Below are 25250 nucleotides of genomic sequence, written 5' to 3'. Positions count from 1 at the left end.
CGTTATCAGCCCGCGCGGAAGATCAGATAGTCTTCCCAGTCGTCTTCGGCGACCTGGGTCTCGCTGAGCATGCGGCCGGACTGGGAGATGCCGGCCTTGTGCACCGCCTCGCGGTCGTCGCAGATCAGCGGGTGCCACTCCGGCAGATCCTTGCCTTCGGCCACCAGGCGATAGCCACAGGTGGGCGGCAGCCAGGCGAACTGGTCGGCTTGGGCCGGCGTGAGCTGGATGCAGTCGGGCACGAAGCGGGTACGCTCGGCATAGCGACTGCACTGGCAGGTCTTGAGATCCAGCAGCTTGCAGGCGATGCGCGTGTAATAGACGGCGCCGTCGTCTTCATCTTCCAGTTTCTGCAGACAGCACAGGCCACAGCCGTCGCACAGCGATTCCCATTCCTGGGCATCGAGCTGATCGAGGGTCTTGCGCTTCCAGAACGGCTGGGTGATGGCGGCCATGGCGGATTGTCGGGCAAAGGAAAGGCCGCGCAGTCTAGTGCCGCACGCCCCAGGCGCCAAGCACCGTTCGCGCCCTTGTCGGCTCCGGCGGGTCGGATTACCGTGCCGGATCTTCTTTCCTGCGTGTGATGAGCCCATGACCAACAGCAGCCGTACTCCACAGTACCCCGTCGACCCGCAGTTCGTGCAGCGCTGGTCGCCCCGCGCCTTCGAACCCACAGCCATCGAGGAAGAGACCCTGCTCGGCTTCATCGAAGCCGCGCGCTGGGCACCTTCGGCCTTCAATGCCCAGCCCTGGCGCTTCCTTTATGCGCGGCGCGACGACGCCCACTGGGGGCTGTTCCTGTCGCTGATCAGCGAGTTCAACCGCTCCTGGGCGCAGCATGCCTCGGCCCTGGTGATCATCCTGTCGAAGACTACCCTGCTGCGCGCCAGCAGTGGCGAGGAAGTGCCCTTCCCCAGCCACAGCTTCGACGCCGGCGCCGCCTGGGCCTACCTGGCGCTGCAGGCGACCAATGCCGGCTGGCACGTGCACGGCATGGCAGGCATCGATCGCGTGGGGATTCAGCGTGAGTTGCGGGTGCCGGCGCCGTTCAAGGTCGAGCTGGCGGTGGCCATCGGCAAGCTGGGCGACAAGGCCAGCCTGTCGGAACAACTGCAGGCCCGTGAGCTACCCAGCCCGCGGCTGAAGGTCGAGGAGCTGGCAGTGGCCGGCCCCTATACCTTCGGTTGAAGGGCAAGATCGACTGCGCCGCGCAGGGGCTGCCCCTGTTGCAGGCGCTGGAGATTGTCCAGCAATAGCCGGATGGCCGCTGCCGGCGGCGTGGGCCCGGCGACATGCGCGGTGAGTTGCAGGTTCGGTGCCTGCCAGAAGGGATGGTCCTGCGGCAGCGGCTCCTGGCGGAACACGTCCAGCACCGCCCCGGCCAGGTGACCACTGTGCAGCGCGGTGATCAGAGCGGCATCCACCACGCTGGTGCCGCGTCCGGCATTGATGAACAGGGCGCCTGCGGGCAAGGCGGCGAAGAAGGCCGTATCGTAGATGTCGCGAGTGCTGGTGCTGTCCGGCAGCAGGTTGACGACGAAGTCTGCCTCCCTCGCCGCCTGGCGCAGCTCCGCCAGCGTCACGACCTGGGCAAAGCCGGGCACGGCGCGGGGGCTGCGTGCCACGCCGGTAATCGTCATGCCGAAGGGGGCGAACAACCGCGCCATGTCCTGCCCGATGTCACCGGCTCCTACCAGCAGCAAACGCCGCCCGGCCAAGGTGCCCGGCGTGCGGGTATCCCACCGTTGCTCACGCTGGCTGAGCTGGCGTGCAATGACCTGACGCTCATGCTGCAGCAGATAGGTCAGGACGTATTCGCCAATGCTCTGGCCGAACAACCCCACGGCGCGACTGAAGCGATAGTCGCAAGGCAGATCCGCTGCAAGCAGCGGCGCATAGCCGGCCCAGGTGGATTGCAGCCAGGTCGGTTTGGCGCCCTCGCGCAGCAGCGCTGCTGCGCGATCCGGCTGGCCGAACCAGTAGCCCCCTGCTGCCGCCAGACGAAGAGCCTCGGCCGGGTTCGCCGGCACCCGTAGTTCCAGGTCCGGCGCCAATTGGCGCCAGGCCTGTACATAGGCTGAAGGCTCGTCTTCCAGCAGCAGGACGGCGGTCATAGCGGATCGTTGAGACGTAGCAGTTCTTCGGGCAGGTGCTCGATGTAGTCGTCGCGCTCCAGCTCCGGCGGTGGCATCTGCAGGTGATAGCCCTGTTTGTCGATGTTCTCGAGAACCTTGGCGACGTCTTCCCGCGCCAGCGTGCGCTCCGGGGTCAGCACGAACTCGAAGGCCAGCGCTGGGGAGCCGAAGGCGGTGAGCAGGCCCTCGGGGACGCGGGTCAGACCCTTGAGCTTGTCGACATAGAGGTACATTTCCGGCTTGCGCGGGCTTCGGTAGATAGAGCACAACAGCTTCATGGGGTGTCTTCCAGGGGCGCGGTGCGCTGCGCCTGCAGGTGATCGAGAAGGGCCTGGCCAAAGCGCTCGCGACGCCAGCCGCGGAGATTCTCCGGGAGTTGGTAGTCGCCATCGGGCCAGCCGGTGCGCAGCAGGGCTTCGAGCACCTTCTTGCGCAGCATGAGTTCCGGTGCCATGCCCAGGGCCTCGGCATCGCGTTCACCGATGGCGCGCAGGGCCTTGAGCAGCGGCGATGCCTCGTGGGGCAAGGGCTCGGACTGCAGCGCCGGCCATTGGTCGGCCGGGGTAGCCACGCCTTCGTCGATCAGCGCCAGCAAGGTATCGCCATCCTGGCGCACGGTGCGCGGGTGCATGTCGTCGATGCGCGCCAGCGCCTGCTTGTCGTCGGGCTGGAAACGCGCCAGCGGCCAGAGCGAGCGTTCACGCAGGACATGGTTGCGCGGCTGGTCGCGCTCTCGGGCGGTAACCTCGCGCCAGTGGCAGAGCACCCGAAGCACCGCCAGTTGCTGGCGCGACAGGCGCCAGGCCAGCTTGACGTCGCGGTAGGCTTCCCAGGGATCGCTGATACGCCGCAGATTGGCCACCAGTTCAGCGCCATCTTCCAGTAGCCAGGTGCGCCGCTGGTCATCCAGACGTGCGTTCAGGTAGTGGTAGACGTCGACCAGATAGGTCACGTCGGCTGCCGCGTAGCGCTCCTGCAGCGGGGTCAGGGGACGTTGCAGCCAGTCCGAGCGCGTCTCGTCCTTGGGTATGTCGATCTTGAGCACTTCGGCGACCAGCCGCGAATAACCCATGGAATGGGCCAGACCCAGATAGGCAGCCGCCAGTTGGGTGTCGTACAGCGGCTGCGGCAGGCTGCCGGTCAAACGCAGCAACACTTCCAGGTCTTCGCTGCAAGCGTGCAGCACCTTCACGACGGAAGCGTCTGCCAGCAAGGCTGAGAAAGGGGTCCAGTCGCCAATGCACAGCGGATCAACCAGGTAGGCCTGTTCGCCGTCGCCGATCTGAATCAGGCCGGCCTTGGGATAGAAGGTGTCGACCCGCATGAATTCGGTATCGAGGGCGATGAAGGGCAACGTCTGGCACCGCTGACAGAGGGTGGCCAGCGCCGCATCGTCGCGGATCCAGTGAGGGGCAGAAGTCAAGGGCGCACTCCGAACAGATGAGCCGACAGTATAAGCCACCCGAGCGTGTTCTTCGGTGCCCGTCGGCGGTATGTCGATCGCTGGGGAACAGGGCATTCAGCGGCTTTCCAGGCGAGTTCGTCGGATGAACGCCTGATGACCACCCCGAACCAAACGTGACCGAATAGTTTTTTTTGTATTCACGGGCGAGGCCTGCTAAAAGCAGAGTGTGCGCAGGTACTCACTCGGACTTGGGAATCCGCGGGGGTAGCGCTTCTCGCCTTTCAATGGAGCTGCAAGAGCATGAAAACAATAAAACTGACCCTGCTTGCATTGGCCGTTTCGAGCGCTTCCGGCTATGCCCTGGCGAACGGTCTGGCTATCAACGAACAAAGTGTCAGCGGTATGGGTACCTCCTTCGCCGGACGCTCTTCCTCCGCGCAGGACGCCTCCACCATCTATGGCAACCCGGCCGGCATGTCACGCCTGGGCCGCGAGGTGTCCCTGGGTGGCGCCTACATTCACGCCAAGGTCGACATCAGTGATGTCAACGCCCGTTATGCCAACGGCCAGCAGGTGCCTGGCAGCAACGACGGCGACATGGTGCCCAATTCGGTGGTGCCCTTCGGCTACTTCGTGACCCCCGTAGACGATCGCCTGCATTTCGGCCTGGGCATGTACGTGCCCTATGCGCTGATCAGCAACTATGAGCACGCCTTCCAGGGCCGCTACCAGGGCCAGGCGAGCAAGGTGGAAGTCATCACCATCCAGCCGACCATCAGCTACAAGATCACCGACAAGGTCTCCATCGGCTTCGGTCCGACCATTAACCGTCTTGAAGGCAAGCTCAACAGCAACCTGAACGCTGGTGCGTTTGGCGGCGGCGATGCCCAGGTCAAGATCAAGGGTGACGATACCGCCTACGGCTTCAACGTCGGCGTGCTGGCCGACCTCACCGATGACCTGACGTTCGGTCTGGCCTACCACTCCAAGGTCAGCTACAAGCTCAAGGGCCACACCGAGGTCACCGACGCCGCCAGTGCGAATCCTACCTTTAACGCCATCTTGGGACGGCTCAACGGCAAGTACGACGCCAACCTCAACATCACCCTCCCGGAAAGCAGCGACGCCTCCTTCACCTATCGTCTGAACAACGACTGGACTCTGTACGCTGGGGCGACCTGGACCCGCTGGAGCCGGCTGGACGCCATTACCGTCGAGAACGAGGGCACTCCCACCCTGCCAGTACTAGGCAATCGCCTCGGCGAGATTACCGAAGAGTTCAACTGGAAAGACACCTGGTCCTACGCTTTAGGTGCCTCCTATCAATTGAATCCCCAGTGGGTACTGCGCGCTGGTATGGCTATCGACCCCTCGCCGGTGGACAACGCCGATCGCAACGTGCGTGTCCCGGTTGGTGATCGCAAGACCTTCTCCCTGGGCGCGGGCTGGTCCCCGACCAAGGAAATGACCATCGATGTGGCCTACGCCTACCTGTGGGAAGACAACGTCAAGGTCAACCGCGCGCCTGATGCCCTGCGCGGTGGCTACAATGCCAAGTACGACAACAGCGCCCACGGCCTGGGCGCCCAGCTGACCTACCGTTTCTAAGCGTCAGGGTTCGCTACCGAAGCCGCCGCAAGGCGGCTTCGTGCTTTCTAGGGTATTGACGACCATCTCTGGGACGGGGGAGATCCTTCGCCTAGGCCCTGAGCTCCCAGTATCCCTGCTCCTGCTCGGCGTACCAGTGCTGGAAGTCCTCTAGTGACAGAGCCCCAGCTACCAACTGGCCCTGGATCTGGTCGCAGCCCAGCTCGGTGAGCACCTGCAGCGCCTGGTGGGTTTCCACCCCTTCCGCCACCACGCGCAGGCCGCGTAGCTGTCCAAGCTGGACCAGCAGGCGAATCACCTCCTGATCACCCGGCAACTGGCAGTGCTCGATGAACTGCCGGTCGATCTTCAGCTCGTCGATGGGAAAGCTGCTCAGGCAGGCCAGCGAGGAATGACCGGCACCGAAATCGTCCAGCGACAGTTCGAAGCCCATCGCCTTGAGCTGGCGCAGGCAGTCGAGCACCTGTACCGGATTGCTCATGGCCCGGGACTCGGTGATCTCCAGGCAGAAGCCGGCAGCTACGGCACCCGTCTCGTCCAGCAGCCGGCCGATGCGGGCGATGAAGGCCGGGTGCTCGAGGTCCAGCAGCGACAGATTGACGTTGAGTTTGAGGGCACCCAGCTGCCGCTCGCGCTGCAGACGCATGCAACGTTCCAGCACCCAGAGCGTGATGTCGCAGATCTTGCGGCTCTGTTCGGCGATGCCGACGAAGGCGTCCGGCTTGAGCAGGCCCAACTCCGGATGTTGCCAGCGGATCAGGACTTCGGCGCCCTCGACCCGGCCATCCGGCAGCGCGATCTTGGGTTGCAGATAGAGCCGCAACTGATCGTGATCCACGGCGAGGTCCAGGGCATCGAGCATGGCAATGCCGAGCTGACGCTGGCGCTCCTGGTCCGGATCATGGAAGGCGAAGGGCAGCTGCCGCCGGCGCGCATCCTGCAGGGCGGTCTCGGCGTTGGCCAGCAAGGCTTCGGCGCTGGTGCCGTGCTCGGGGTAGCAGGCGATGCCGAAGGTGATGCGCAGGGATATTCGCTGATTGCCACTGACGAAGGGTTTCTCCACCAGGTTGCGCAGCGACAGCAGCGCCGCCTCCGCCGAAGCGCCATCGAACCAGGGCAGCAGCAACACGAAGGTGTCGGCACCGATCCGCGCTACGCCGTTTTCTTCCGGCGCCGCGACCCTTAGCCGGCGCGCCAGATGACGCAGGATCTTGTCGCCGCCCTCCTGGCCGAGCAGTTCGTTGATGTTGCGGAAGTTCGCCACGTCCAGCAGCAAGACGGCGAAACGCCCGGCCGCGGCGCGTTCGATACGCTGGCGAATTTCCAGGACCAGCCGCACCTGGTTGGGCAGGCGGGTGAGCATGTCTCGAAAGGCCAGCTGGCTGATGCGTCGCTCGCGCGCGGCCAGGGCAGCGCCCATCTGGTTCATGGCGCGGCCCAGCCGGCCGACCGGATCGCGTCCTTCCTTGAGGCCCAGTTGATAGTCGCCGTCGGCGATGCGCTCGGTGGCCTGCCCGAGGCGGGCAAGATAGCGATTGAGCGCACCGGCCAGTATCCGACTGACCAGAGCCCCCAGGGCAAAGATGATTGCGCCTATCAGCAGCGAATCCAGTAGAGCCGACTGCTCTGCTGCTGCTATTCCTTCCATGAACATGTCCGCCCCTATGACGACTGCTTGCCCGTCCTGCCCGGGAATGGCCAGGAACAGAGAACGGAAACTGCCAAAATTATCCTGGTATTCCGCGAAACGAGGTTGATGATCGGCAAACACGGCTCCGAGTTCCGGCGGTGCCTGATCGTAGAGCTGGCGATAGTCGCCAAAGTAGCCAACGCGGATTTCCTCCTCGTTGGCCGAATCCATGATGAAGCGAAAATTCGAACCTTCCTCGACGAAGGCATAGAGCGACGCCAGCCCGGCCTTGCGGGCATAGCGATCCAGGTTGATCAAGGTGCGTCGGTAGCGTGCGGAATCCGCCTTGGCCGGGTCCTGCAGCTGTGCGAGATAGTCTTCGCCCAGGATTTCAGGCAGTGCCAGGGCGGCGCTCATCAGCCGATAATCGATGCTCTGGCTGCTGGCATCCCGAGCCTGACGATAGCTGTGCAGGGTGAACAGCAGAGTGCCGACGGCATCGACCAGGATGAACGCTAGAAAGAAGGTGGCGAACAGGCTGCGCGGTTTGAGACGGAGCCGTGATGCCGGAGCGATCTCCTGGGGCGAGGCGGTGCGTTGAGGCGCATCAGGCATGGGAGCTCCTTGTCCAGCTGACGACGACTCCCCCTTGGATCCGCACGTGCCGAGGTGGCTTCGCTGGGCGAGATACCACGGCACTTCATAATGGTTTAACCCGGGCCGTTCAAGGACGGAGGTCGCAAAACCCAGGCTGTCTCACGCTTGGGCACATTTTTCAGCGCAACGTTAGCGCCAGTGCCACCAGCACCCCGGTTTCAGTGATTTCGAGAAGCGCGCCTGCCGTGTCGCCGGTAGTACCGCCCAGGCGCTGACGCAGTGCCCGGCGCGCCAGCAAGGCGATGCCAGCGGTCACCAGCAGCGCCATGAAGCCCTGGGGCAGCAAGGCCAGACCCGCAGCGCCAAGCAGCAGCACCCTGTTGAGCAGCTTCCGTGGCAGATGGCGACTGAGCATGTCGCCCAGCCCGCCCGGACGCACATAAGCCGTGGTCAGCAGCAGCCAAGGCAGCACCAGGCGGCCGGCCAGAGGCGCCAGCCACAGGCATGCCAGCGAGTCCGGCAAGAGCACGACCAGGGCGCTCCATTTGAGCAGTAGGGTCAGCAGCAGCGCCAGCACGCCCATGGGGCCGCAAGCCGGGTCCTTCATGATGGCCAGCGTCCGCTCGCGGTCGCCATAGCCACCGACCCAAGCATCGAGGGTGTCTGCCAGGCCATCCAGATGCAGCCCGCCCGTCACCATCACCCAGGCGGCCAGCACCAGCGCCGCCTGGAGGAATACGCCGCCCCCGGCGCCCAGCCAGGCGATCAGACTCAGCACAGCGCCGATTAGCAAGCCGACTGCCGGATACCAGAGCACCGAACGGCCGATGGCCTCGGGTGCGGGCATGCCCGGTAGCCGGACCGGTAGGCGGGTGAGGAACTGCACGGCGATCAACCAGGACAGCGGCATCAGTCTTGCTCCAGTGCCAGCGACTGCAGGGTCGCGTAGGGTGCCTCGACCTGCAGTAGATCCTTGGGCGGGAAACCGCGCTGGCGCGCCAACAGCAGGCGGATGACGCCGCCGTGGGTGACGATCAGGCTGCGTTGCGCCTGCAGTCGCGGACGCCAGCGCGCCACCGCCCCCAGCACCCGCTCGGCGAAGGCGGCCACGGGCTCGCCCTCGGGCGGGGTATAGGCATAGGGATCGGCCCAGAACAGCCCCAGGGCCTCGGCCTGGTCCCGCATCAGCTCGGCCGCACTGCGGCCTTCCCAGGCGCCGAAATCCAGTTCGCGCAGATCGGGCTCCAGCAGCAGCTCGGCACCCTGCTCCGCTGCCAGCCATTCGGCGAAGCGTGCGCAGCGCTGCTGCGGCGAACTCAGGATCAGGGCGAAAGGCGGCTGCGCGGCGACGGCGGCGCGCAGTTGCGTCCAACCCTGTTCCGACAGCGGCGGATCGAGGCGGCCGCGAAAGCCTTCGGGACCCTCGGTGGCGCCATGGCGCAGCAGCCAGCAATCAGTCATGGGCGCGACTGGAAACGCTGGCTTCGGCGAAGGTGGCCATCTCGCTGTGCAGGCGACAGGACAGCTGCAGCAGCGGGACCGCCAGGGCCGCGCCGCTGCCCTCGCCCAGGCGCAGACCCAGGTCCAGCAGCGGCTCGCCACCCAGGGCCAGCAGTACGGCGGCATGACCGGGCTCGGCGCCGCAATGGGCGAACAGCAGCCAGTCGCGGGTATCGGGCTGCAGGTGCTGGGCACAGAGCGCAGCGACCGAGCAGATGAAGCCATCCACCAGGGTCGGCAGGCCCTGCTGGGCGCAGGCCAGATAGGCGCCGGTCAAGGCGGCTAACTCGAAACCGCCCAGCCGGCGCAGCAGTTCGTAGGGATCCTGCAAGGCATCGCCATGACGCAACAACGCACGCTGGATGACTGCCACCTTGCGCGCCACGCCATCGGCGTCCAGCCCGGTACCGGGCCCGGCGAGGGCCAGCGGCGAGGTGTCCAGGAGCACGCTGGCCAGGGCGCTGGCGGCGGTGGTGTTGCCGATGCCCATCTCGCCGCCAATGAAAAGGTCGGCGCCGCCGGCACAGGCCCGCAACACGGCGTCGCGTCCGGCCTGCAGCGCCGCCTGGCACTGGTCATGGGTCATGGCTGGCGTCAGGGTGAAATTGGCGGTGCCGCGTCCCAGGGGTAGATCGATCACCCCGGGCAGCGGCTCCAGGGGGGTGACGGTGCCCAGGTTGATGACTTCCAGGGCGGCGTCGAGTTGCCGGGCGAGCACGCTGATGGCGGCGCCCCCGCGCACGAAGTTGCGCACCATCTCGGCGGTCACGGACTGCGGATAGACCGAGACGCCCTCCTCCACGACCCCGTGGTCACCGGCGAAGACGGCGATGGCGGTGCGCTGCAGCAGAGGGCGCGGCGTGCCCTGCAGGGCCGCCAGCTGGATGGCCAGCATTTCCAGATCGCCAAGCGAGCCGCTCGGCTTGGTCAAGACCATCTGCCGCTGGCGCGCGGCTTCGGCGGCAGCGGTATCGGGTTGGCGGCAGGGTCCTTGCCACCAGGGCATGCTCATAACGGGGTTCCTTTGAGGATCAGAGGGAGACCGGCCACGCTCAGCACCACGCGATCGCAGCGGGTGGCCAGGGCCTGGTGCAGTTCGCCAGCGGCATCGACATAACGCCGTGTCAGCTCGCCCAGGGGGACGATACCCAGACCGGTCTCGTTACTGACGAAGATAAGCCGGCCTGGCAGCTGGGGGATGACGTCGAGCAGTTGCACGCAGGCCTGCTCTAAGCGCTGCGGATCGTCGAGCAGCAGCAGGTTGGTCAGCCAGAGGGTCAGGCAGTCCACCAGCAGACACTGCTCTGGCGCGGCCAGCGCCTGCAGGCGTTCGCTCAGCGCCAGGGGCTCTTCCACCAGCGCCCAGTGCGCGGGCCGACGCGCCGCGTGGCGTTCGATGCGGCGCGCCAGTTCGGCATCGCTGCCCCCGGCGGTAGCGATATAGGTGACCGCCAGTCCGCAGTCGGCAGCCAGGCGCTCGGCCAGGGCGCTCTTGCCGGAGCGAGCGCCGCCAAGAATGAGTTCGCGCATCTAGAGCTCGCAGAGGGCGCGCAGGCGCCCAGTGTCCAAATGGTGTTCGACGAGGTCGGCCAGGCGCTCCAGATCGCGTTCGCGCAAGGCGTGGTAGTCCAGCTGCTGCGGCTCGGCCAGACCCGCCCAGCGCAACAGCGCGACACTGGCAGCGGGCGACTCGAACAGGCCGTGCAGGTAGGTACCCAGCACCTGGCCGTCTGCGCTGAGGCTGCCATCGACGCGACCATCGTCGAAGCGCAGCACCGGATGCTCCAGCGCCGCTCCCTGGCTGACGCCGGCATGAATCTCGTAGCCGGCGACCTCGGCGTCGCCGTCGCACAGCCAGCCGCGCACGTTGCGCAGCTGCTTTTCCGCCGCCAGTTCGGTGGTCATAGCCAGGTGACCCAGACCGGCGCTGTCACCGGGGGCACCTTCCAGGCCGAGGGGATCGGCGACGCGCTCGCCCAGCATCTGGAAGCCGCCGCAGATACCCAGTACTCGGCCGCCGTATCTCAGATGGCGGGCGATGGCCGTGTCCCAGCCCTGGGCGCGCAGGAAGGCCAGGTCGCTGCGCACGCTCTTGGAGCCGCCCAGGATGATCAGATCCGCCGCGGGCAGGGCCTCGCCCTGCCGAACGAAGAGCAATTCCACCTGGGGGTGCAGACGCAGGGGATCGAAATCGGTGTGATTGCTCAGCCGTGGCATCACCGGCACCGCCACCCGCAAGCGGGGTCCCTGCTTGGCGACCTGGCCTGTGGCCAGGCGATCTTCGGCCTCCAGGTGCAGGTCATGCAGATAGGGCAGCACGCCAAGCACCGGTTTGCCGGTGCGGGCTTCGAGCCAGTCCAGCCCGGGTTGCAGCAGGGCCAGGTCGCCGCGGAAACGGTTGATGATGAAGCCGGCGACACGCGCCTGCTCGCTCGGTTCGAGCAGGTCCAGAGTGCCGACCAGATGGGCGAAGACACCGCCACGATCGATGTCCGCCACCAGCAGCACCGGGCAGTCCACCGCCTCGGCGAAGCCCATGTTGGCGATGTCGCCCTGGCGCAGGTTGATCTCGGCCGGCGAGCCGGCGCCTTCCACCAGCACCACCTCGAAGCGCTCGGCCAGCCGGGCATGGGAGGCCAGTACCGCTTCGCGGGCCACGGGCTTGTAGGCGTGATAGGCCTTGGCGTCCATGCTGGTGACGGCGCGGCCATGGATGATCACCTGGGCGCCGACGTCGGTATTGGGCTTGAGCAGCACGGGATTCATGTCGGTATGGGGCGCCAGACCACAGGCCTGGGCTTGGACCGCCTGGGCCCGGCCAATCTCGCCACCGTCGGCGGTCACCGCGCTGTTGAGCGCCATGTTCTGCGGTTTGAAGGGTACTACCCCTACACCCTGGCGATAGAGCCAGCGGCACAGGGCGGCCACCAGGGTGCTCTTGCCGGCGTCGGACGTGGTGCCCTGCACCATCAGCGTACTCATAGGGGACTCCGGTAGCTGGCCAACCCCTGGTCCAGGCGCTGCCAGCCGGATTCGTCGCCCGGCAGGCCGAATCTCAGGGCGCCAAGGTCGGGGAACAAGCGGGTAAGGATGGCCTGGCGCGCCAGGTGCTCGTGCAGGGCCGTGGCATCCGGGCGCTGCAGCAGCTGAAACAGGGCGCAGCCACCGCTAGGGTCGAGGGCGTGCCCGGCGAGCACCGCCGCCAGGCGCTCGCCGGCTTGCCGAAGCGCCTCACGCTGGCGCTCATGAGCCGTCTGGTCGACCAGCAGCTGCCGCGCAAGATGACGACTGGGCCCGTTGACCGTCCAGGGACCGAGATGCTCATCGAGCGGCGAAAGCAAGTCCGGCGCGGCAAGCACGAAGCCCAGGCGCATGCCGGCCAGCCCGAAGAACTTGCCAAAGGAGCGCAGCACGATCAGCCCGGGCAGATCGCTGAAGGGCGCGAGACTTGCACCTGGCGTAGGGTCCATGAAGGCCTCGTCCACCACCAGCCAACCGCCCCGCCTTTCGAGGCGGGCATGCCAGTCCAGCAGCCGCGCAGGTGAGAGGCGCTGCCCAGTAGGGTTGTTGGGGTTGACCACCACCAGTACGTCCAGCTGGTTGAGCCCGGTCGCGATCTGCTCCTCGCTCCACGCCAGCACCTCGTGGCCGGCGCGACGCCAGGCCAGGGCGTGCTCGGCATAACAGGGCGCCAGCACCCCGACTCGCGAAGGCGCGCGCAAGACAGGCAGCGCCTGGATGGCAGCCTGGGAACCAGCCACTGGCAACAGCGCGGACGCACGATAGTAGCTGCAGGCGGCGTCCACCAGGCCGTCATCGGGCTCGGGCAGGCGCGCCCAGGCACTGGCGGGAATCTCGGGCAATGGCCAGGGCCAGGGGGCCAGTCCGGTAGACAGGTCCAGCCAGTCGGCTAGGGGGATATCGTAGGTGCGCGCCGCGCGCCGTAGTCGACCGCCGTGCTCAAGCAAGCAGCAGTCCTCCCAGGGCGATCAGCAAGGTCCACACCCAGGCGCCGCGTCGTACCAGCTGGAGGGCACGGGTGATGGCCAGGAAGGTAGGGGCCGGACCGCGACCCAACAACGGACGCTCGTGCCATTCGCCGTGGTAGCGAGCAGCGCCGCCCAGGCTCACCCCCAGGGCCCCGGCGCCGGCGGCCATCACCGGGCCAGCGTTGGGGCTGTCCCACAGCGGCGCCTGGGAGCGCCAGCTTTCGATGGCGCTCCAGAAGCGGCCAAGACCGGCATAGGTCAGGGCGACCAGACGCGCGGGAATATAGTTGAGCACATCGTCCAGGCGCGCCGCAGCCCAACCGAAACGCTCCAGGCGTGGGGTACGGTAGCCCCACATGGCGTCCAGGGTATTGGCCAGGCGATAGAGCACCACGCCCGGCGCGCCGAGCAGGGCGAACCAGAACAACGCGGCGAAGACGGCGTCGCTGCCATTCTCCAGTACGGATTCGGTGGCGGCGCGGGCCACAGCGGTTTCGTCCAGCTCGCCCGTCTCCCGACTGACGAGGTAGCCGACCCGGCGCCGCGCCTCGGGCAGGTTGTTGCGTTGCAGGGCACGTGCCACCGGCTCGGCGTGCTCGCCCAGGCTGCGCAGTCCCACCGCCAGATACAGTGCCAGAGGCTGGATGATCCAGGCCAGCCAGCCGATCTGGCAGAGCAAGGCGGTGAGCAGCACCCAGGGCAGCACGGCCAGGCTCCAGGCCATCACCCCATGACTGCGCCAGCCACGGCCACCGGGGTTGAAGCGCGCTTCGAGGCTGTCGGCGTAGCGGCCGAACAGCACCAGGGGATGGGCCCGCCGGGGTTCGCCGAGCAGCAGGTCGAGCAGCATGCCGCCGACGACCGCGAAGGCCAGCATCATGGCTTCTGGCCCCAACGATTCTCGAAGACCAGTTCTTCCAGCGGGCGGCCCTGACGCCAGCCCTCCTCCTCCAGCATGGGTCGCGGATAGAAGGCTTCCACCGGCCCCAGGCAGAGGATGGCCGCTGGCTGGGACCCCTCGGGCATCTCCAGCAGGGTGCGCACCGCTTCCGGGTCGAACAGCGAGACCCAACCCATGCCCAGGCCTTCGCAACGCGCGGCCAGCCAGAGATTCTGGATGGCGCAGGAGAGCGAGGCCAGGTCCATCTCCGGCAGGGTACGGCGGCCGAAGATATGGGCTTCGCGCCCGTCCATCAGGGCAGCGACCAGCACCTCGGCGCAGTCGAGAATGCCCTGCACCTTGAGCTTCATGAAGTCATCGCTGCGCTCGCCGAGGGCTTCGGCGGTGGCGCAGCGCTCTTCCTCCACCAGCTCGTGCAGGCGCTGGCGCAAGACCGGATCGCTGATGCGCAGAAAGCGCCAGGGCTGCATCAGCCCGACGCTGGGGGCCTGGTGGGCGGCACCCAGCAGGCGGGCCAGTTGTTCGGGAGGCACCTCGCCACCGCAGAAATGGCGCATGTCGCGGCGCTCGGCGATGGCTCGGTAGACGGCGGCTTGTTCGGCAGGGGTATAGGGTGTCGTGGTCACGGCTTGAACATCGCGGCGGCCGCGGCGGGTGCCGACGGCATGTAGAAGTGAATATAGCTGGCGGTGAGGCGACCGTCTCGATAGACCGCCTCGGCCACCGCCTTACCATTGGGGCACAGACCCCGCGCCCAGGGTGCCTCGGGCGACTCCAGCGCGGAATGATGGTAGGTGTGGCCGCGCAAGGTGCCCTGCGCGAACTCCACCGACTGCAGGGCCAGGGCGGTCAGCCGGGCCTGCATCCGTGCGCTGCCCGGCAAGAGACCGAGCATGGCGGCGGACTCACCGGCCTTGTCGGTCAGCTCCTGAAGCAGATAGAGCATGCCACCGCACTCGGCGAGGATCGGCTTGCCGGCGGCATGGTGAGCGCGAATGGCAGCGCGCATGCCAAGGTTATTGGACAGCGCCTGCAGGTGCAGCTCGGGATAGCCGCCCGGCAGATAGAGGCTGTCCGCTTCCGGCAGCGTCGAGTCGGCGAGCACGGAAAAGAATTGCAGCTCGGCGCCCAGGGCGCGCAGCAAGTCCAGGTTGGCCTGGTAGAGAAACGCCAGGGCCGCATCGCGGGCCACGCCAATGCGCACCCCGGCCAGCAGCGGTTCGACCGGCGTCGGCTCCGGCGCGGCGAAGGCCACTGGCGGCGGCAATTCGATGTCGGAGCTGGCGGCCAGGGCATCGGCCGCCATGTCCAGGCGGCGATCCAGGTCGGTGACCTCGTCGGCCTGGATCAGCCCCAGGTGGCGACTGGGCAGCTCGATGCCGGCATCTCTTGGCAGGCTGCCAAAGAAGGTCATGCCCTCCGGCAGGCTGCCGCGGATCAGCTGCGTCTGCCGCGGGCTGCCACTGCGATTGGCCAGCACACCGGCGAACGGCAGGCTCGGCCGATAGTGGGCCAGGCCATAGGCCAGGGCACCAAAGGTCTGCGCCAGGCCCGCGGCGTCGATCACCCCCAGCACCGGTACGCCGAAGCGCTCGGCCAGGTCCGCCGCCGACGGCTGCCCGTCGAACAGCCCCATGACGCCTTCGATGAGGATGAGGTCCGCCTCCGCCGCCGCTTCCCACAGCAGGCGCCGACTCTCGGCCTCGCCGATCATCCACAGATCGAGCTGGTAGACCGGGGCGCCACTGGCACGGGCGAGGATCATCGGATCGAGAAAATCCGGGCCGCACTTGAACACCCGCACCCGCCGACCCTGGCGTGCATGCAACCGGGCCAGGGCGGCGGTGACGCTGGTCTTGCCCTGACCGGAGGCCGGGGCGGCGATCAGCAGCGCCGGGCAGTGCCGCGGTTCGCCTACCATTCGATGCCCTGCTGGGCGCGGACGCCGGCCTGGAAGGCATGCTTGACCAGACTCATGTCGGTCACGGTGTCGGCGGCTTCGATCAGGGCCGGCGGCGCGCCGCGGCCAGTCACCACCACATGCTGGTGCGCCGGGCGCCCGGCGAGATCGGCCAGCACCTGGTCGACCTCCAGATAGCCATGCTTGAAGGCGATGTTGAGTTCGTCTAGCAGCACCAGGCCGATGGCCGGATCGCGCAAGAGCTCCACTGCCACCGCCCAGGCCGCGGCCGCCGACTGCAGGTCGCGGGCACGATCCTGGGTGTCCCAGGTGAAACCCTCGCCCATGACGTGGTAACGCACCTCGTCGGGGAAGCGCCTGAAGAAGAGTTGCTCGCCGGTGTCGCGGCGGCCCTTGATGAATTGCACCACGCCGACCTGCATGCCGTGGCCGAGGGCGCGTGCCGCCATGCCGAAGGCGGAGCTGCTCTTGCCCTTGCCGATGCCGGTGTGCACCAGCAGCAGGCCGCGTTCGTCCTGGGCATCGGCGATCCGGGCGTCGATCACCGCCTTCTTGCGCACCATGCGCGCGCGATGGCGCTCGTCACGCTCGGGGCTGTTCGAATCAGGGGTGTCGGTCATGGCGGTTCTCCGGGTGCGGGCGCGACGGAGAAACGGGCAGAGACGCCGCCCGCGCAAGGCAGGTGGCGACGCCGCACGACGCCCTCCGCATCGCCGAGATGAACGCAAGCGTGGCCGGTCTCCGGGCTGGTGAGTCGATACCCTCGGGCACCCGCTGCGCCCCTTCCCGGCCGGGGCCAGTGGGTCTCGCGCAGCTGCTACTCAACTACCGTTGCGGGGGCAGCGCCGGCTCGACCGGCTTCCCTGTTTCACCCCGGCTCAAACGGGGCACCACGTGCAAGGGCGCAGGGTACGGACTACCCGAGAGAGCGTCAATCGATCGCGCGGGCCGAACTCGGCGGCCGGCGGCCGGGTCCACCCTTAGCACCCCACTGCCAGGAGATACCCATGACCGAATCCTCCCTCGCTGCCTGCATCAAGGCCTGCCTCGACTGCGCGGCCGCGTGCGAAACCTGCGCCAGCGCCTGTCTGGGTGAAGCCAATCTGGACATGATGCGCGATTGCGTGCGCCTGGATCGTGACTGCGCCGACGCCTGCCGTCTGGCCGCCACTTTCATGCAGCGCGGCAGCGATCGCCTGGCCGAAGCCTGTGCCCTCTGCGTGGCGACCTGCCGCGCCTGCGCCGCCGAATGCGGCAAGCACAAGGCCGACCACTGCCAGGCTTGCGCCCAGGCCTGTGAAGCCTGCGCCGATGCCTGCGCAGCCATGGCCGCCTGAGCCCCTTACCGCGTTGATACCCGCCCGATCCGGTCCGGCCGCTGACGCAGCGCCGGATGCAGGGCGGTGCCCAGGCCCGGTGCGGTTGGCGGTAGCAGCCAGCCCTGCTCCAGTACCGGCAGCTCGGTGACCAGCTCACGATAGAAGCCCGCCAGATAGGCTCGCACCACTTCCTGAAAGATGGCATTGGCTGAGGCCAACCCCAGATGCAGCGAGGCCATCAGCACCACCGGTCCGGTGCAATCGTGCGGGGCGATGGGCTTCTGATAGGCCTCGGCCAAGGTGGCGATCTTGCGTGCCTCGCTCAACCCACCGCACCAGGACAGGTCCACCATCACATAGTCCAGCGCATCGGCCGCCAGCAGATCGCGGAAGGCACCGCGCATCGCCAGGGTCTCGCTGCCGCAGACCGGAATGCCCGCCAGCCGCCGGAAATCCGCCAACCCCTGAACGTGATCCATCTTGATCGGATCTTCCGCCCAGAAGATGTTGTAGTCCTTGAGTGCTCGGGCGATCTGCAGGGCGCAGGTCGGATTCCACAAGGAATGGAATTCGCACATCACCTCGATGCCATCGCCGACCGCCTCCCTGATGCGCGCAAAGGGCTCCAGACCCTGGCGCAAGTCGGTGCTGGATAGATACTGGCCGCCACTGGCCAGGGCGAAGGCATCGAAGGGCCAGATCTTCATGGCGGCAAACCCTTCGTCCATCAGGCTCTGGGCCAGTTCGCCCGGGTTTTCCACCGCCGCCACCTGATCATCGTAGCGACCGGCCACGCGGGCCTCGCCCTTGGCGATCAGCCGGCGCTGCTCACCACCGGTATTGAAGTTGGGACTGGCGCAGGTGTTGTAGGCGCGCATCCGCTCATGGACCTGGCCACCCAGCAGCTGATGGATCGGCACGCCCATAGCCTGGCCGAACAGGTCCCAGAGGGCGATATCCAGCGCCGAAGCCGCTCGGGTTTCCACGCCGCTGCCGTTGAAGCCCAGATAGCCACGCAGCAGCGCCCGGCTGTGGGCTTCGATCTGCAGGGGATCGCGACCCAATAGCAGTGGCGCGCAAAGCGAGTGTATCTGCGCCTCCACCGCTTCGGCGCCGCGAAAGGTCTCACCCAGACCGACCAGGCCACTGTCGGTGTGGATCTCCACCCAGAGCAGATTGGGCAGTTGCGTGAGCCTCATGGTTTCAATGCGAGTGATGCGCACGGCGCCTCCTCTAGCGAGGTCCGTGGACCTGATTGAGCAGCGTTTCGCCCCGACGCAGGCGTTCGATGTTGGCGGCGATGAAGGCATAGCGGCGCGCGAACAGCCCGTGGGTCCAACCCGAGACATGCGGCGTGCAGACGGCATTGGGCAGTTCTTCGAAGCGATGCCGTGCGGGTGCCACGAGATCGCCTTCGCCACTGGGGTAGCGGTACCAGACGTCCAGGTACGCCTTGGCGATGCGCCGGTCGGCGAGCGCCTGATAGAGGGCGGCTTCTTCCACCACCGCCGCCCGTGCCAGGTTCAGCAGCACGGCCTCCGGCCGCATGGCGGCGAACTGGGCAGCGCCGAAACAGCCCCGGGTGGTCTCGTCCAGCGGACAGGCCAGCACTACGTAATCGGCCAGGCCCAGAGCCTCGTTCAGCGCCTCGGGCGCAAGGGCAGCATCGGCCCCGGCGGGCACCCGGCCGTCGCGGGCACTACGGGTGATGGCCAGGATGCGCATGCCGAAGGCCCGCGCCCGCTGCGCCACCGCCTGGCCGATCCTGCCGAAACCCAGGATCGCCAGGGTCCTGCCCTGCAACTCACCACGCGGCTGGCGCCCCAGATAGGCATGGGTCCAACGCTCGCTGGCGAAGGCCGCCTGGGCCTCACCCAGGCGCACCTCATGATCCAGCAGGCAGGCCAGGGCGTATTCGGCCATGGGAATCTCGTGCTCGAAGACGTTGCAGACGCGACAGTCCGCTGCCAGCACTCCGAAATCGATGCCATCTAGACCAGCGCCAGGTACCTGCAGCAGCCGTACCCTGGGCGCCCGCGTTGAACGCTGCAGACGCATGGCGACCAGAACATCGGCGTCCTCGATTCGCTCGTCCCAGGTGGCTGACTTATGGGCTTCCCGCGGCAAGGTAATAAAGGTGGCCGGGCCGACCAGGTCCCTGGCAAGCGCCTCCTGGTGCGTGGCGGCTTCACCAATCATCACGATCTTCATCCGGCTCCTCCTCTGCTGAGCGAAAATGGTACCGCTACCATTTCAATCACCCTAGCGCCCAACAAGTCGTCTGACAACCGCCACCTGTCCTTAGGCGCTACCGCGCTCGATCCACTCGACACCCAGGTCGCGCTGCTGTGGCTCTCCATCACTACCCGCCAGACGGGCCAACAACAATTCCGCTGCCGTGTGCCCCAAGGCCGTGGCATCCACCCGTATCGTGGTCAAGGCAGGCAGGGTATGGGCCGCGAAGGCCATGTCGCCGAAACCGATCACCGCCACGTCGCCGGGCACCGCCAGCCCCTGCGCCAGGGCCTCGGTCAGCACGCCATGGGCCAGGGTGTCGGAGGTGCAGACCACGAGCAGCGGCCGCACCTTGGTTTGGGCGAGCAGCTGGCACAGGGCTTGGCGCCCCTGCTCCAGGCTGGGCAGGCCGGTGAATAGCGCCGGCGCCGTCTCGGCGATGCCGAGGGTGGCCAGGGCCCGACTCAGGCACAGACGTCGCCGGGTACCGCGGGGGTCGTCCACCGCCACCTGGGCGACCTGGGCATAACCACCAGCGTTAGCCCGCTCGGCCAGCAGCGCGCCCACTGCCTCATGGTCAAACCCCACCCCCTGATCGATGGGCTCCGCGCTGAGATCCCAGGTCTCCACCACCGGTACGCCCGCCGCCTGGAGCCGGGCACGGCTGGCCGGCGTGTGATCAACGCCGGTCAGGATCAGGCCATCCGGCCGCCGGCTGAGAATGGTCGCCAGCAGCGCCTCTTCATGCTCGGGATCGTGGCCAGTGACGCCCAGCAACACCTGATACCCGGCCTGAGCCAGTCGCTCGGCCACCGCCTGGTAGCTGTCGGCGAACAGCGGATTGGTCAGCATGGGCACCAGCACCGCCACCAATCGACTGCGATTGGAGGCCAAGGCCCCAGCCACCAGGTTGGGCATGTAGCCGCTTGCTGCTATGGCGGCCAGTACCCGCTCACGGGTGGCCGCCTTGACGCTTGCGGGCGCGTTCACCACCCGCGAGACGGTGATCGGTGCGACGCCGGCCAGGCTGGCCACGTCGCGGATGGTCACGCTACCGGAGCGGCTTCTCGTCTTGCCCGTCATCCTTCCACCCCTGCGCGCTCTGGTCGCAGCCAAAACCGTCATGCTAACCGCCCCTCCCGGCGGTCACCATTGGCATTACCGACCAACGCCAGGGATAATGCCTGCCCTTTCATCGATATCCAGGCCTTCGCCATGACCGATACCAACCAAGATCCCCGTTTGAGCCGCATGAAGCGTCGCCTGCGCAAGAAGCAGTACCTGGGCGAGTTCCAGGAGCTTGCCTTCGAAATCAAGGTGAGCTTCAAGAACGAACTCAGCGAAGACGATCTGGACACCTTCCTGGGTGACTTCATCGACTACGTCGAAGAGCGCAAGCTGGACTACATCGGCGGTTTCGACAACGCCTGGGTCGAAGGCACCATCATGGCCAACAAGCGCTACACCTCGCCCACCGAGGAAGACCGTACCGCCCTGCTGGACTGGCTCAAGGCCCGCGCCGAAGTCGGCGAAGCCAACGCCTCCGACCTGCATGACGCCTGGCACCACGACGGCGAAGTCTAAAAGAGGGTTCAAGGCTGCTGCGCGTGGCTGGCAGGCCTTGAACTAGCCTTTAGACAGTATTGCTGGATAGCTTGGCGCCCGTTGCGGTCGTAAAGGGGAATCCGTTGGAAACCAGGTCCTCATGACGACCCTTCTGCAAATCTCCGATACTCACTTCGGCACCGAGCAACCTGCCGTGGTCGCGGCCCTGGAAGCCCATGTCCGCGAACACGGCGCCGATGTCCTCATCCTCTCGGGGGACATCACCCAGCGCGCCCGGCGCGAGCAATTCGCCGCCGCCAAGGTGTTCGTCGAACGCCTGGAAAGCTACGGCATCCCACGCACCCTGGTGATCCCGGGCAACCACGACCTGCCGTTGTACAACGTCTTCGCCCGTTTCCTGACGCCCTATGGCAACTATCGCCGCCATTTCGGTGGGGATCTGGAGCCCAGTTTCGAGAACGACGAGCTGCTGCTGGTGGGCCTCAACACCACCGCTCCGCAGCGCCACAAGGACGGTGCGGTGAGCACCGCACAGATCGAGCGCGTGGCCGAGCGCCTGCGCCGCGCCGGGCCGGACAAGCTGCGCATCGTCATCGCCCATCAGCCCTTTGGCGCCCTCGAACTCAGCGACCTCAGCAACCTGCAGCATAACGCCGACCACGCCCTCGCCACCTGGGCCGATGCCGGTCTGGACCTGGTGATGGGTGGCCACATCCACCTGCCCTATGTGCTGCCGCTGAGCCGGCAATACCCCACCCTGCCCCGCGAGGTCTGGATCGTCCAGGCCGGCACCGCCCTCTCCTCTCGGGTGCGCGGTACCTCGCCCAATTCCTTCAATCGCCTGCTGGTCGGTGAAGGCGCCGAAAAAACCGCCGAGGTGGAGCGCTGGGATTTCCAGGGCGATCGCTTCGTCGTGGGTGAACGCCACGACCTGCGCTGGCAGGCCGCTCAGGACGCCCTGGCGGAGACCTGAGGCCGGCAGCAGGGGCGCCAATGCGCGCTCCTGCGCACTTCCGGCAACGGAAATTGATTCAAGCTGTTGAAGCGGCTGGCAGACTCAGGGCGCCGCGTAGTCTTAGGACTTTCCGGCAAGAGTGGCCCTCATGGAATCTCTCACGCAATCGCTGCTTGGCTTCATCGAAACCCATCAGGCCTGGGCGCCGCTGATCGTCGGCCTGCTCGCCTTTGGCGAATCCCTGGTGCTGCTGGGCGTCTTCATTCCGGCTACGGCGCTGATGCTGGTGGTCGGCGGCCTGGCTGGCTCAGGGGTCCTCTCGCCAGTGCCGCTGGTGCTGGCCGCCATCGTTGGCGCGATCCTTGGCGACATCTGCTCCTACATCATCGGCCGTTGGCTCGGGCCCAGCATCGTCCACCGGCCGCCCTTCCGCCGCTATCGCAAGCAGGTAGCCAAGACCCGGCTGTTCTTCCGCCGCTACGGCTTCTTCGCGGTGTTCGGCGGCCGCTTCCTGACCATGATCCGCAACACCGTGCCCCTGGTGGCCGGGATGATGGCCATGAACCAGCTGCGCTTTCAGTCGGCCAACGTGCTGTCCGCCATCGTCTGGGCGCCCTTGATGATGAGTCCGGGTTACCTGGCCGCCAAGGGCGCCCACCAATTCAGCTTCGCCGGCAACGAGCCCCTGTGGATCGGCGCCGCGGTGGTGGCCCTGCTGGGCGCCGGTGGCGTGCTGTTTTTCAAGCAGCGCCTGAAACGCGCCTAACCGCGAGCGGCCAGCGCGGCGTGCAGGCGCTCGCGGTTCAAGGGCACCTCGCGCAGGCGCAGACCGGTCGCCGCGGCGACGGCATTGGCGATGGCCGCGGGGATGGCGGCAGTGGTGGCCTCCCCGGCGCCCACCGCCGGCTCCTCTGGCCGATCGATCAGCTCCAGTTCCAGCTCGGGCAACTCATCGAAGGTCAGCGGCGGATAGGCGCCCCACTCCAGGCTCGTCACCCCCTGGTAATCAAAGCGCACCGCCTGCTTGAGGGTCCGGGCGATGCCTTGCACCACGCAGCCCTCCAGTTGATTGCGCAAGCCGTCCGGGTTGACGATCAGACCGCAATCATGGGCCACCACCACCCGAGTGATCCGGATACCCGTGGCCTCGCTCACTGTCACCTCGACCACCGCGGCCACATAGGCGTTCTCGTTTTCGTAGCGCAGGAAGGCCAGACCCTGACCTTTCGCGGGGGCACCGTCCCAGGCCTTTTCCTGCGGGGCCGGCGGTTGCCACCCGGCCTTGGCGCTAGCGGCTTGTAGCACCGCCCGCGCCCGCGGGTCCTGCAGATAGCGCAGGCGGAATTCCAGCGGATCGACCCCGGCCCCCAGGGCCAACTCATCCATGAAGGATTCATTGGCGAAGGTATTGCCGACCGCCCCGAGGGCACGCAAGGCCGACGGTCGCAGCGGCGAATCGCTGGCTTCCAGCCAGTGCGTGGATACCTGGACATTGATCACGTCGTAATCCAGCGGGGCGTTGCGATCGCCACCGCCCCGCCCGCCCTTGAGCGGCAGGTTGTAGGCCAGCTGTCCGGCGAGCAGCGCCGCCCTGCCAGTCTGGTCATTGGGCCGGGTCAGGTGGGTAGGCGTCCAGTTGGCGAAGCGCCAGGCGAGCAGGTCGCCCGCGGTGCTCAGACCCCCGGCCAGGCGCATCAACATGGCTGGCCCCTTGGGATTCCAGCCGTGCTCGTCAGCGCGACTCCATTGCACCCGCACCGGTCGGCCACTCAATTTGGACAGCAGCGCCGCATCGGCAGCCGCATCATCGGCGCCGTTGTGGCCATAGCAGCCGGAGGCCTGCTGATAGATGACATGGATGCTTTCCTCCGGCAGTCCTAGCAGATCCGCCAAGGCCGCCCGTAGCTGATAGACACCCTGGGTTCCACTCCAGACCGTGGCACCATCCGCGCGGACCTCGGCCACCGCGCAGGAGGGGCCGATGGAATCATGATTCTGATAGGGCCAGCGGTACTCGGCATCGAGCCGCTGCGCGGCATTCGCCAGCTCCTGCTCGACATCACCCGCCTCCTGCTGCACCTCGGGCGGGCCGGCCTTGGCTTCCAGGTGCGCATAGAGCTCGCCCGGCAGCGGCATGTCCGGCACCAGACTCCAGTCCACCCGCAATGCCGCAGCCCCCTGTCGCGCCAGCCATGGCTGCGCCGCCAAGACCGCGACGAAGGCGCCCTCGTACACCAGTTGAGCACCGGCAGGCAGCGCACTGGCATCAATGCCGCGAATGCTCACCCCCGCCAGCCGCGCCGAGCCGGTGCAGGGCGGTCGCACCACGCAACCGTGCAGCATGCCGGGCAGGCGCAAGTCATGGACGTAATCGAAGCTCCCGAACAGCTTGGCGGGAATGTCCTCGCGCGGCACCGAAGTACCGACCAGGCGGTAATCCTTGATGGCCCGGGTCCGTACGGCCTGGTTGACCAGCCGACCCAGAGGCCGCCCGCCGACCAGCTCGCCATAGCTGACATAGCGTCCAGTGGGATCACCGCGATACACCACACGGCCATCCACCGTATCCACCACCGCCAGATCCAGACCTAGCCGCCGCGATCCTTCGAGGAACAGGAATTGCCGCGCACTGGCAGCGGCCTTGCGCAACTGGGCACCACCTACCTGCAGGCTCTTGCTGCCCGCGGTGATGCCCTGATCCGGGGTCAGCCGGGTATCCCCCTGGATCAACCGGGTGGCGGTGAAGGCCACACAGAGCTCCTCGGCCACGATCTGGCGGAGCGCCGTACTGACCCCGGTCCCCAGCTCCACCTTGCCGCTGTAGACAGTGATCTGGCCCTGGGCATCCACCGCCAGCCAGGCATCCAATTGCCGCTGATCGAGGGTCTTGGCCAGGGCGGCACTATCGGCGGGTGCGGGCAGCACCTGGGCAGCGACCGGTCGCTGCAGGCTGAAGCCCAGCAGCAGCACGGCGCCGCCGCCGAGAAAGGCGCGTCGCGACAGCGTCATGCCGGGGCCTGCTTGTCACGCAAGAGCACCGCCGCCCGCTTGACCGCGCGCAGGATGCGGTAGTGGGTGCCGCAGCCACAGAGGTTGGCCGCCAGCGCCTGGCGGATCTGCGCATCGCTCGGATCGGGCACTCGTTCCAGCAGCGCCTGGGCGGTCATCACCATGCCCGGGATGCAATAGCCGCACTGGGCTGCCTGTTCTTCGATAAAGGCCCGCTGCAACGCATGGGGCGCCTCAGGGGTACCCAAGCCCTCCAGCGTCAGCAGCTCACGACCAACGAAGGACGTCGCGGGTAGCAGACAGGCGCGGACGGGCTTGCCATCCGCCAGCACGGTGCAGGCACCGCATTCACCCAGGCCACAGCCGAATTTGGGTCCCTTCAGACCCAGCTCGTCGCGCAGGGCGTCCAGCAGAGGCATGCGTGGATCGACGTCGAGTTGCCGGGTCTCGCCGTTGACCTTGAGTTCGATGGCCGCCACC

Annotated in this window: 26 protein-coding genes and 1 riboswitch; of the genes, 6 read left to right on the top strand and 20 right to left on the bottom strand. The window is 67.0% G+C overall.

Annotated features, from left to right (window positions below; translation table 11 throughout):
- Positions 1-5: 5 nt before the first annotated feature.
- The gene (locus ACWPW1_RS07885; RefSeq protein WP_058762427.1) at positions 6-455 is read right to left on the bottom strand and encodes a YcgN family cysteine cluster protein; all 450 of its coding nucleotides are present in this window, start codon (positions 453-455) and stop codon (positions 6-8) included.
- 136 nt (positions 456-591) lie between these two features.
- Between ACWPW1_RS07885 and ACWPW1_RS07880 the strand changes: the two genes are divergently transcribed.
- Positions 592-1188: a nitroreductase family protein gene (locus tag ACWPW1_RS07880; protein WP_454252719.1), complete on the top strand. Its 597-nt coding sequence runs from the start codon at positions 592-594 to the stop codon at positions 1186-1188.
- On the opposite strand, the gene ACWPW1_RS07875 is transcribed toward ACWPW1_RS07880, so the two are convergent.
- The 3 genes from ACWPW1_RS07875 to rnd are packed head-to-tail and all read right to left on the bottom strand — an operon-like array spanning position 1173 to position 3558.
- On the bottom strand, positions 1173-2114 hold the full coding sequence (locus ACWPW1_RS07875) for a D-2-hydroxyacid dehydrogenase (RefSeq protein WP_454252718.1): 942 nt from the start codon (positions 2112-2114) through the stop codon (positions 1173-1175). The genes ACWPW1_RS07880 and ACWPW1_RS07875 overlap by 16 nt on opposite strands.
- Entirely contained in the window at positions 2111-2413 is a 303-nt protein-coding gene (locus ACWPW1_RS07870) for a YcgL domain-containing protein (protein WP_434776164.1), read from the bottom strand. The genes ACWPW1_RS07875 and ACWPW1_RS07870 overlap by 4 nt, the downstream gene beginning before the upstream one ends.
- A complete protein-coding gene (gene rnd, locus ACWPW1_RS07865; protein WP_454252717.1) occupies positions 2410-3558 on the bottom strand; it encodes a ribonuclease D in 1149 nt (382 codons plus the stop codon). Before rnd ends, ACWPW1_RS07870 begins: the two co-directional genes overlap by 4 nt.
- 282 nt (positions 3559-3840) lie before the next feature.
- Between rnd and ACWPW1_RS07860 the strand changes: the two genes are divergently transcribed.
- Positions 3841-5148, top strand: a complete 1308-nt coding sequence (locus ACWPW1_RS07860) for an OmpP1/FadL family transporter (RefSeq protein ID WP_323148261.1) — start codon at positions 3841-3843, stop codon at positions 5146-5148.
- Positions 5149-5239: 91 nt separating this feature from the next.
- Here ACWPW1_RS07860 and ACWPW1_RS07855 read toward each other — a convergent pair whose 3' ends face one another.
- The 11 genes from ACWPW1_RS07855 to cobO form a co-directional block, all read right to left on the bottom strand.
- Positions 5240-7393, bottom strand: a complete 2154-nt coding sequence (locus ACWPW1_RS07855) for an EAL domain-containing protein (RefSeq protein ID WP_434776162.1) — start codon at positions 7391-7393, stop codon at positions 5240-5242.
- A gap of 160 nt (positions 7394-7553) precedes the next feature.
- Positions 7554-8285, bottom strand: coding sequence for an adenosylcobinamide-GDP ribazoletransferase (locus ACWPW1_RS07850; protein WP_454252716.1), 732 nt, complete (start codon positions 8283-8285; stop codon positions 7554-7556).
- Positions 8285-8836, bottom strand: a complete 552-nt coding sequence (locus ACWPW1_RS07845; RefSeq protein WP_271654345.1) for a histidine phosphatase family protein — start codon at positions 8834-8836, stop codon at positions 8285-8287. The genes ACWPW1_RS07850 and ACWPW1_RS07845 overlap by 1 nt, the downstream gene beginning before the upstream one ends.
- Positions 8829-9887, bottom strand: coding sequence for a nicotinate-nucleotide--dimethylbenzimidazole phosphoribosyltransferase (gene cobT / locus ACWPW1_RS07840; protein ID WP_434776160.1), 1059 nt, complete (start codon positions 9885-9887; stop codon positions 8829-8831). Before cobT ends, ACWPW1_RS07845 begins: the two co-directional genes overlap by 8 nt.
- A complete protein-coding gene (gene cobU, locus ACWPW1_RS07835; RefSeq protein WP_434776159.1) occupies positions 9884-10405 on the bottom strand; it encodes a bifunctional adenosylcobinamide kinase/adenosylcobinamide-phosphate guanylyltransferase in 522 nt (173 codons plus the stop codon). Before cobU ends, cobT begins: the two co-directional genes overlap by 4 nt.
- Entirely contained in the window at positions 10406-11857 is a 1452-nt protein-coding gene (locus ACWPW1_RS07830) for a cobyric acid synthase (RefSeq protein WP_454252715.1), read from the bottom strand.
- Positions 11854-12843 (bottom strand): threonine-phosphate decarboxylase CobD, encoded by a 990-nt coding sequence (gene cobD / locus ACWPW1_RS07825; protein ID WP_454252714.1) that lies wholly within the window; start codon positions 12841-12843, stop codon positions 11854-11856. Before cobD ends, ACWPW1_RS07830 begins: the two co-directional genes overlap by 4 nt.
- Positions 12836-13744, bottom strand: coding sequence for an adenosylcobinamide-phosphate synthase CbiB (gene cbiB, locus ACWPW1_RS07820; RefSeq protein ID WP_454252713.1), 909 nt, complete (start codon positions 13742-13744; stop codon positions 12836-12838). The genes cobD and cbiB overlap by 8 nt, the downstream gene beginning before the upstream one ends.
- Positions 13741-14391: a 5,6-dimethylbenzimidazole synthase gene (gene bluB, locus ACWPW1_RS07815; RefSeq protein WP_059314219.1), complete on the bottom strand. Its 651-nt coding sequence runs from the start codon at positions 14389-14391 to the stop codon at positions 13741-13743. Before bluB ends, cbiB begins: the two co-directional genes overlap by 4 nt.
- Complete coding sequence (locus tag ACWPW1_RS07810) at positions 14388-15686, bottom strand: cobyrinate a,c-diamide synthase (protein ID WP_454252712.1); 1299 nt, start codon at positions 15684-15686, stop codon at positions 14388-14390. The genes bluB and ACWPW1_RS07810 overlap by 4 nt, the downstream gene beginning before the upstream one ends.
- Positions 15680-16306, bottom strand: coding sequence for a cob(I)yrinic acid a,c-diamide adenosyltransferase (cobO, locus tag ACWPW1_RS07805; protein WP_059314217.1), 627 nt, complete (start codon positions 16304-16306; stop codon positions 15680-15682). The genes ACWPW1_RS07810 and cobO overlap by 7 nt, the downstream gene beginning before the upstream one ends.
- Positions 16307-16401: 95 nt before the next feature.
- A riboswitch (cobalamin riboswitch) is annotated at positions 16402-16596 on the bottom strand.
- Positions 16597-16693: 97 nt separating this feature from the next.
- On the opposite strand from cobO, the gene ACWPW1_RS07800 reads away from it, so the two are divergent.
- Complete coding sequence (locus ACWPW1_RS07800) at positions 16694-17023, top strand: four-helix bundle copper-binding protein (protein WP_059314216.1); 330 nt, start codon at positions 16694-16696, stop codon at positions 17021-17023.
- A gap of 5 nt (positions 17024-17028) precedes the next feature.
- On the opposite strand, the gene ACWPW1_RS07795 is transcribed toward ACWPW1_RS07800, so the two are convergent.
- From ACWPW1_RS07795 to ACWPW1_RS07785, 3 genes are all read right to left on the bottom strand, one after another.
- Entirely contained in the window at positions 17029-18228 is a 1200-nt protein-coding gene (locus ACWPW1_RS07795) for a mandelate racemase/muconate lactonizing enzyme family protein (protein WP_454252711.1), read from the bottom strand.
- Between the two features lie 10 nt (positions 18229-18238).
- Positions 18239-19216 (bottom strand): 2-hydroxyacid dehydrogenase, encoded by a 978-nt coding sequence (locus ACWPW1_RS07790; protein ID WP_454252710.1) that lies wholly within the window; start codon positions 19214-19216, stop codon positions 18239-18241.
- Positions 19217-19306: 90 nt separating this feature from the next.
- Positions 19307-20323: a LacI family DNA-binding transcriptional regulator gene (locus tag ACWPW1_RS07785; protein ID WP_454252709.1), complete on the bottom strand. Its 1017-nt coding sequence runs from the start codon at positions 20321-20323 to the stop codon at positions 19307-19309.
- A gap of 132 nt (positions 20324-20455) precedes the next feature.
- On the opposite strand from ACWPW1_RS07785, the gene ACWPW1_RS07780 reads away from it, so the two are divergent.
- The 3 genes from ACWPW1_RS07780 (at position 20456) to ACWPW1_RS07770 (ending at position 22527) form a co-directional block, all read left to right on the top strand.
- A complete protein-coding gene (locus tag ACWPW1_RS07780) occupies positions 20456-20824 on the top strand; it encodes a YggL 50S ribosome-binding family protein (protein ID WP_044342397.1) in 369 nt (122 codons plus the stop codon).
- Positions 20825-20945: 121 nt separating this feature from the next.
- Positions 20946-21779, top strand: a complete 834-nt coding sequence (locus tag ACWPW1_RS07775) for a metallophosphoesterase family protein (RefSeq protein WP_454252708.1) — start codon at positions 20946-20948, stop codon at positions 21777-21779.
- Positions 21780-21909: 130 nt separating this feature from the next.
- On the top strand, positions 21910-22527 hold the full coding sequence (locus tag ACWPW1_RS07770; RefSeq protein WP_059314211.1) for a DedA family protein: 618 nt from the start codon (positions 21910-21912) through the stop codon (positions 22525-22527).
- Here ACWPW1_RS07770 and ACWPW1_RS07765 read toward each other — a convergent pair.
- Together ACWPW1_RS07765 and ACWPW1_RS07760 are read right to left on the bottom strand one after the other, a co-directional pair.
- Positions 22524-24770, bottom strand: coding sequence for a molybdopterin cofactor-binding domain-containing protein (locus ACWPW1_RS07765; protein WP_454252707.1), 2247 nt, complete (start codon positions 24768-24770; stop codon positions 22524-22526). The genes ACWPW1_RS07770 and ACWPW1_RS07765 overlap by 4 nt on opposite strands.
- On the bottom strand, positions 24767-25249 hold the full coding sequence (locus tag ACWPW1_RS07760) for a (2Fe-2S)-binding protein (RefSeq protein ID WP_271654334.1): 483 nt from the start codon (positions 25247-25249) through the stop codon (positions 24767-24769). The genes ACWPW1_RS07765 and ACWPW1_RS07760 overlap by 4 nt, the downstream gene beginning before the upstream one ends.
- Between the last annotated feature and the right edge of the window lies 1 nt (position 25250).

The sequence above is a fragment of the Pseudomonas sp. Marseille-Q7302 genome (assembly GCF_965111925.1).
This window is presented reverse-complemented; position numbering and strand designations above follow the sequence as displayed.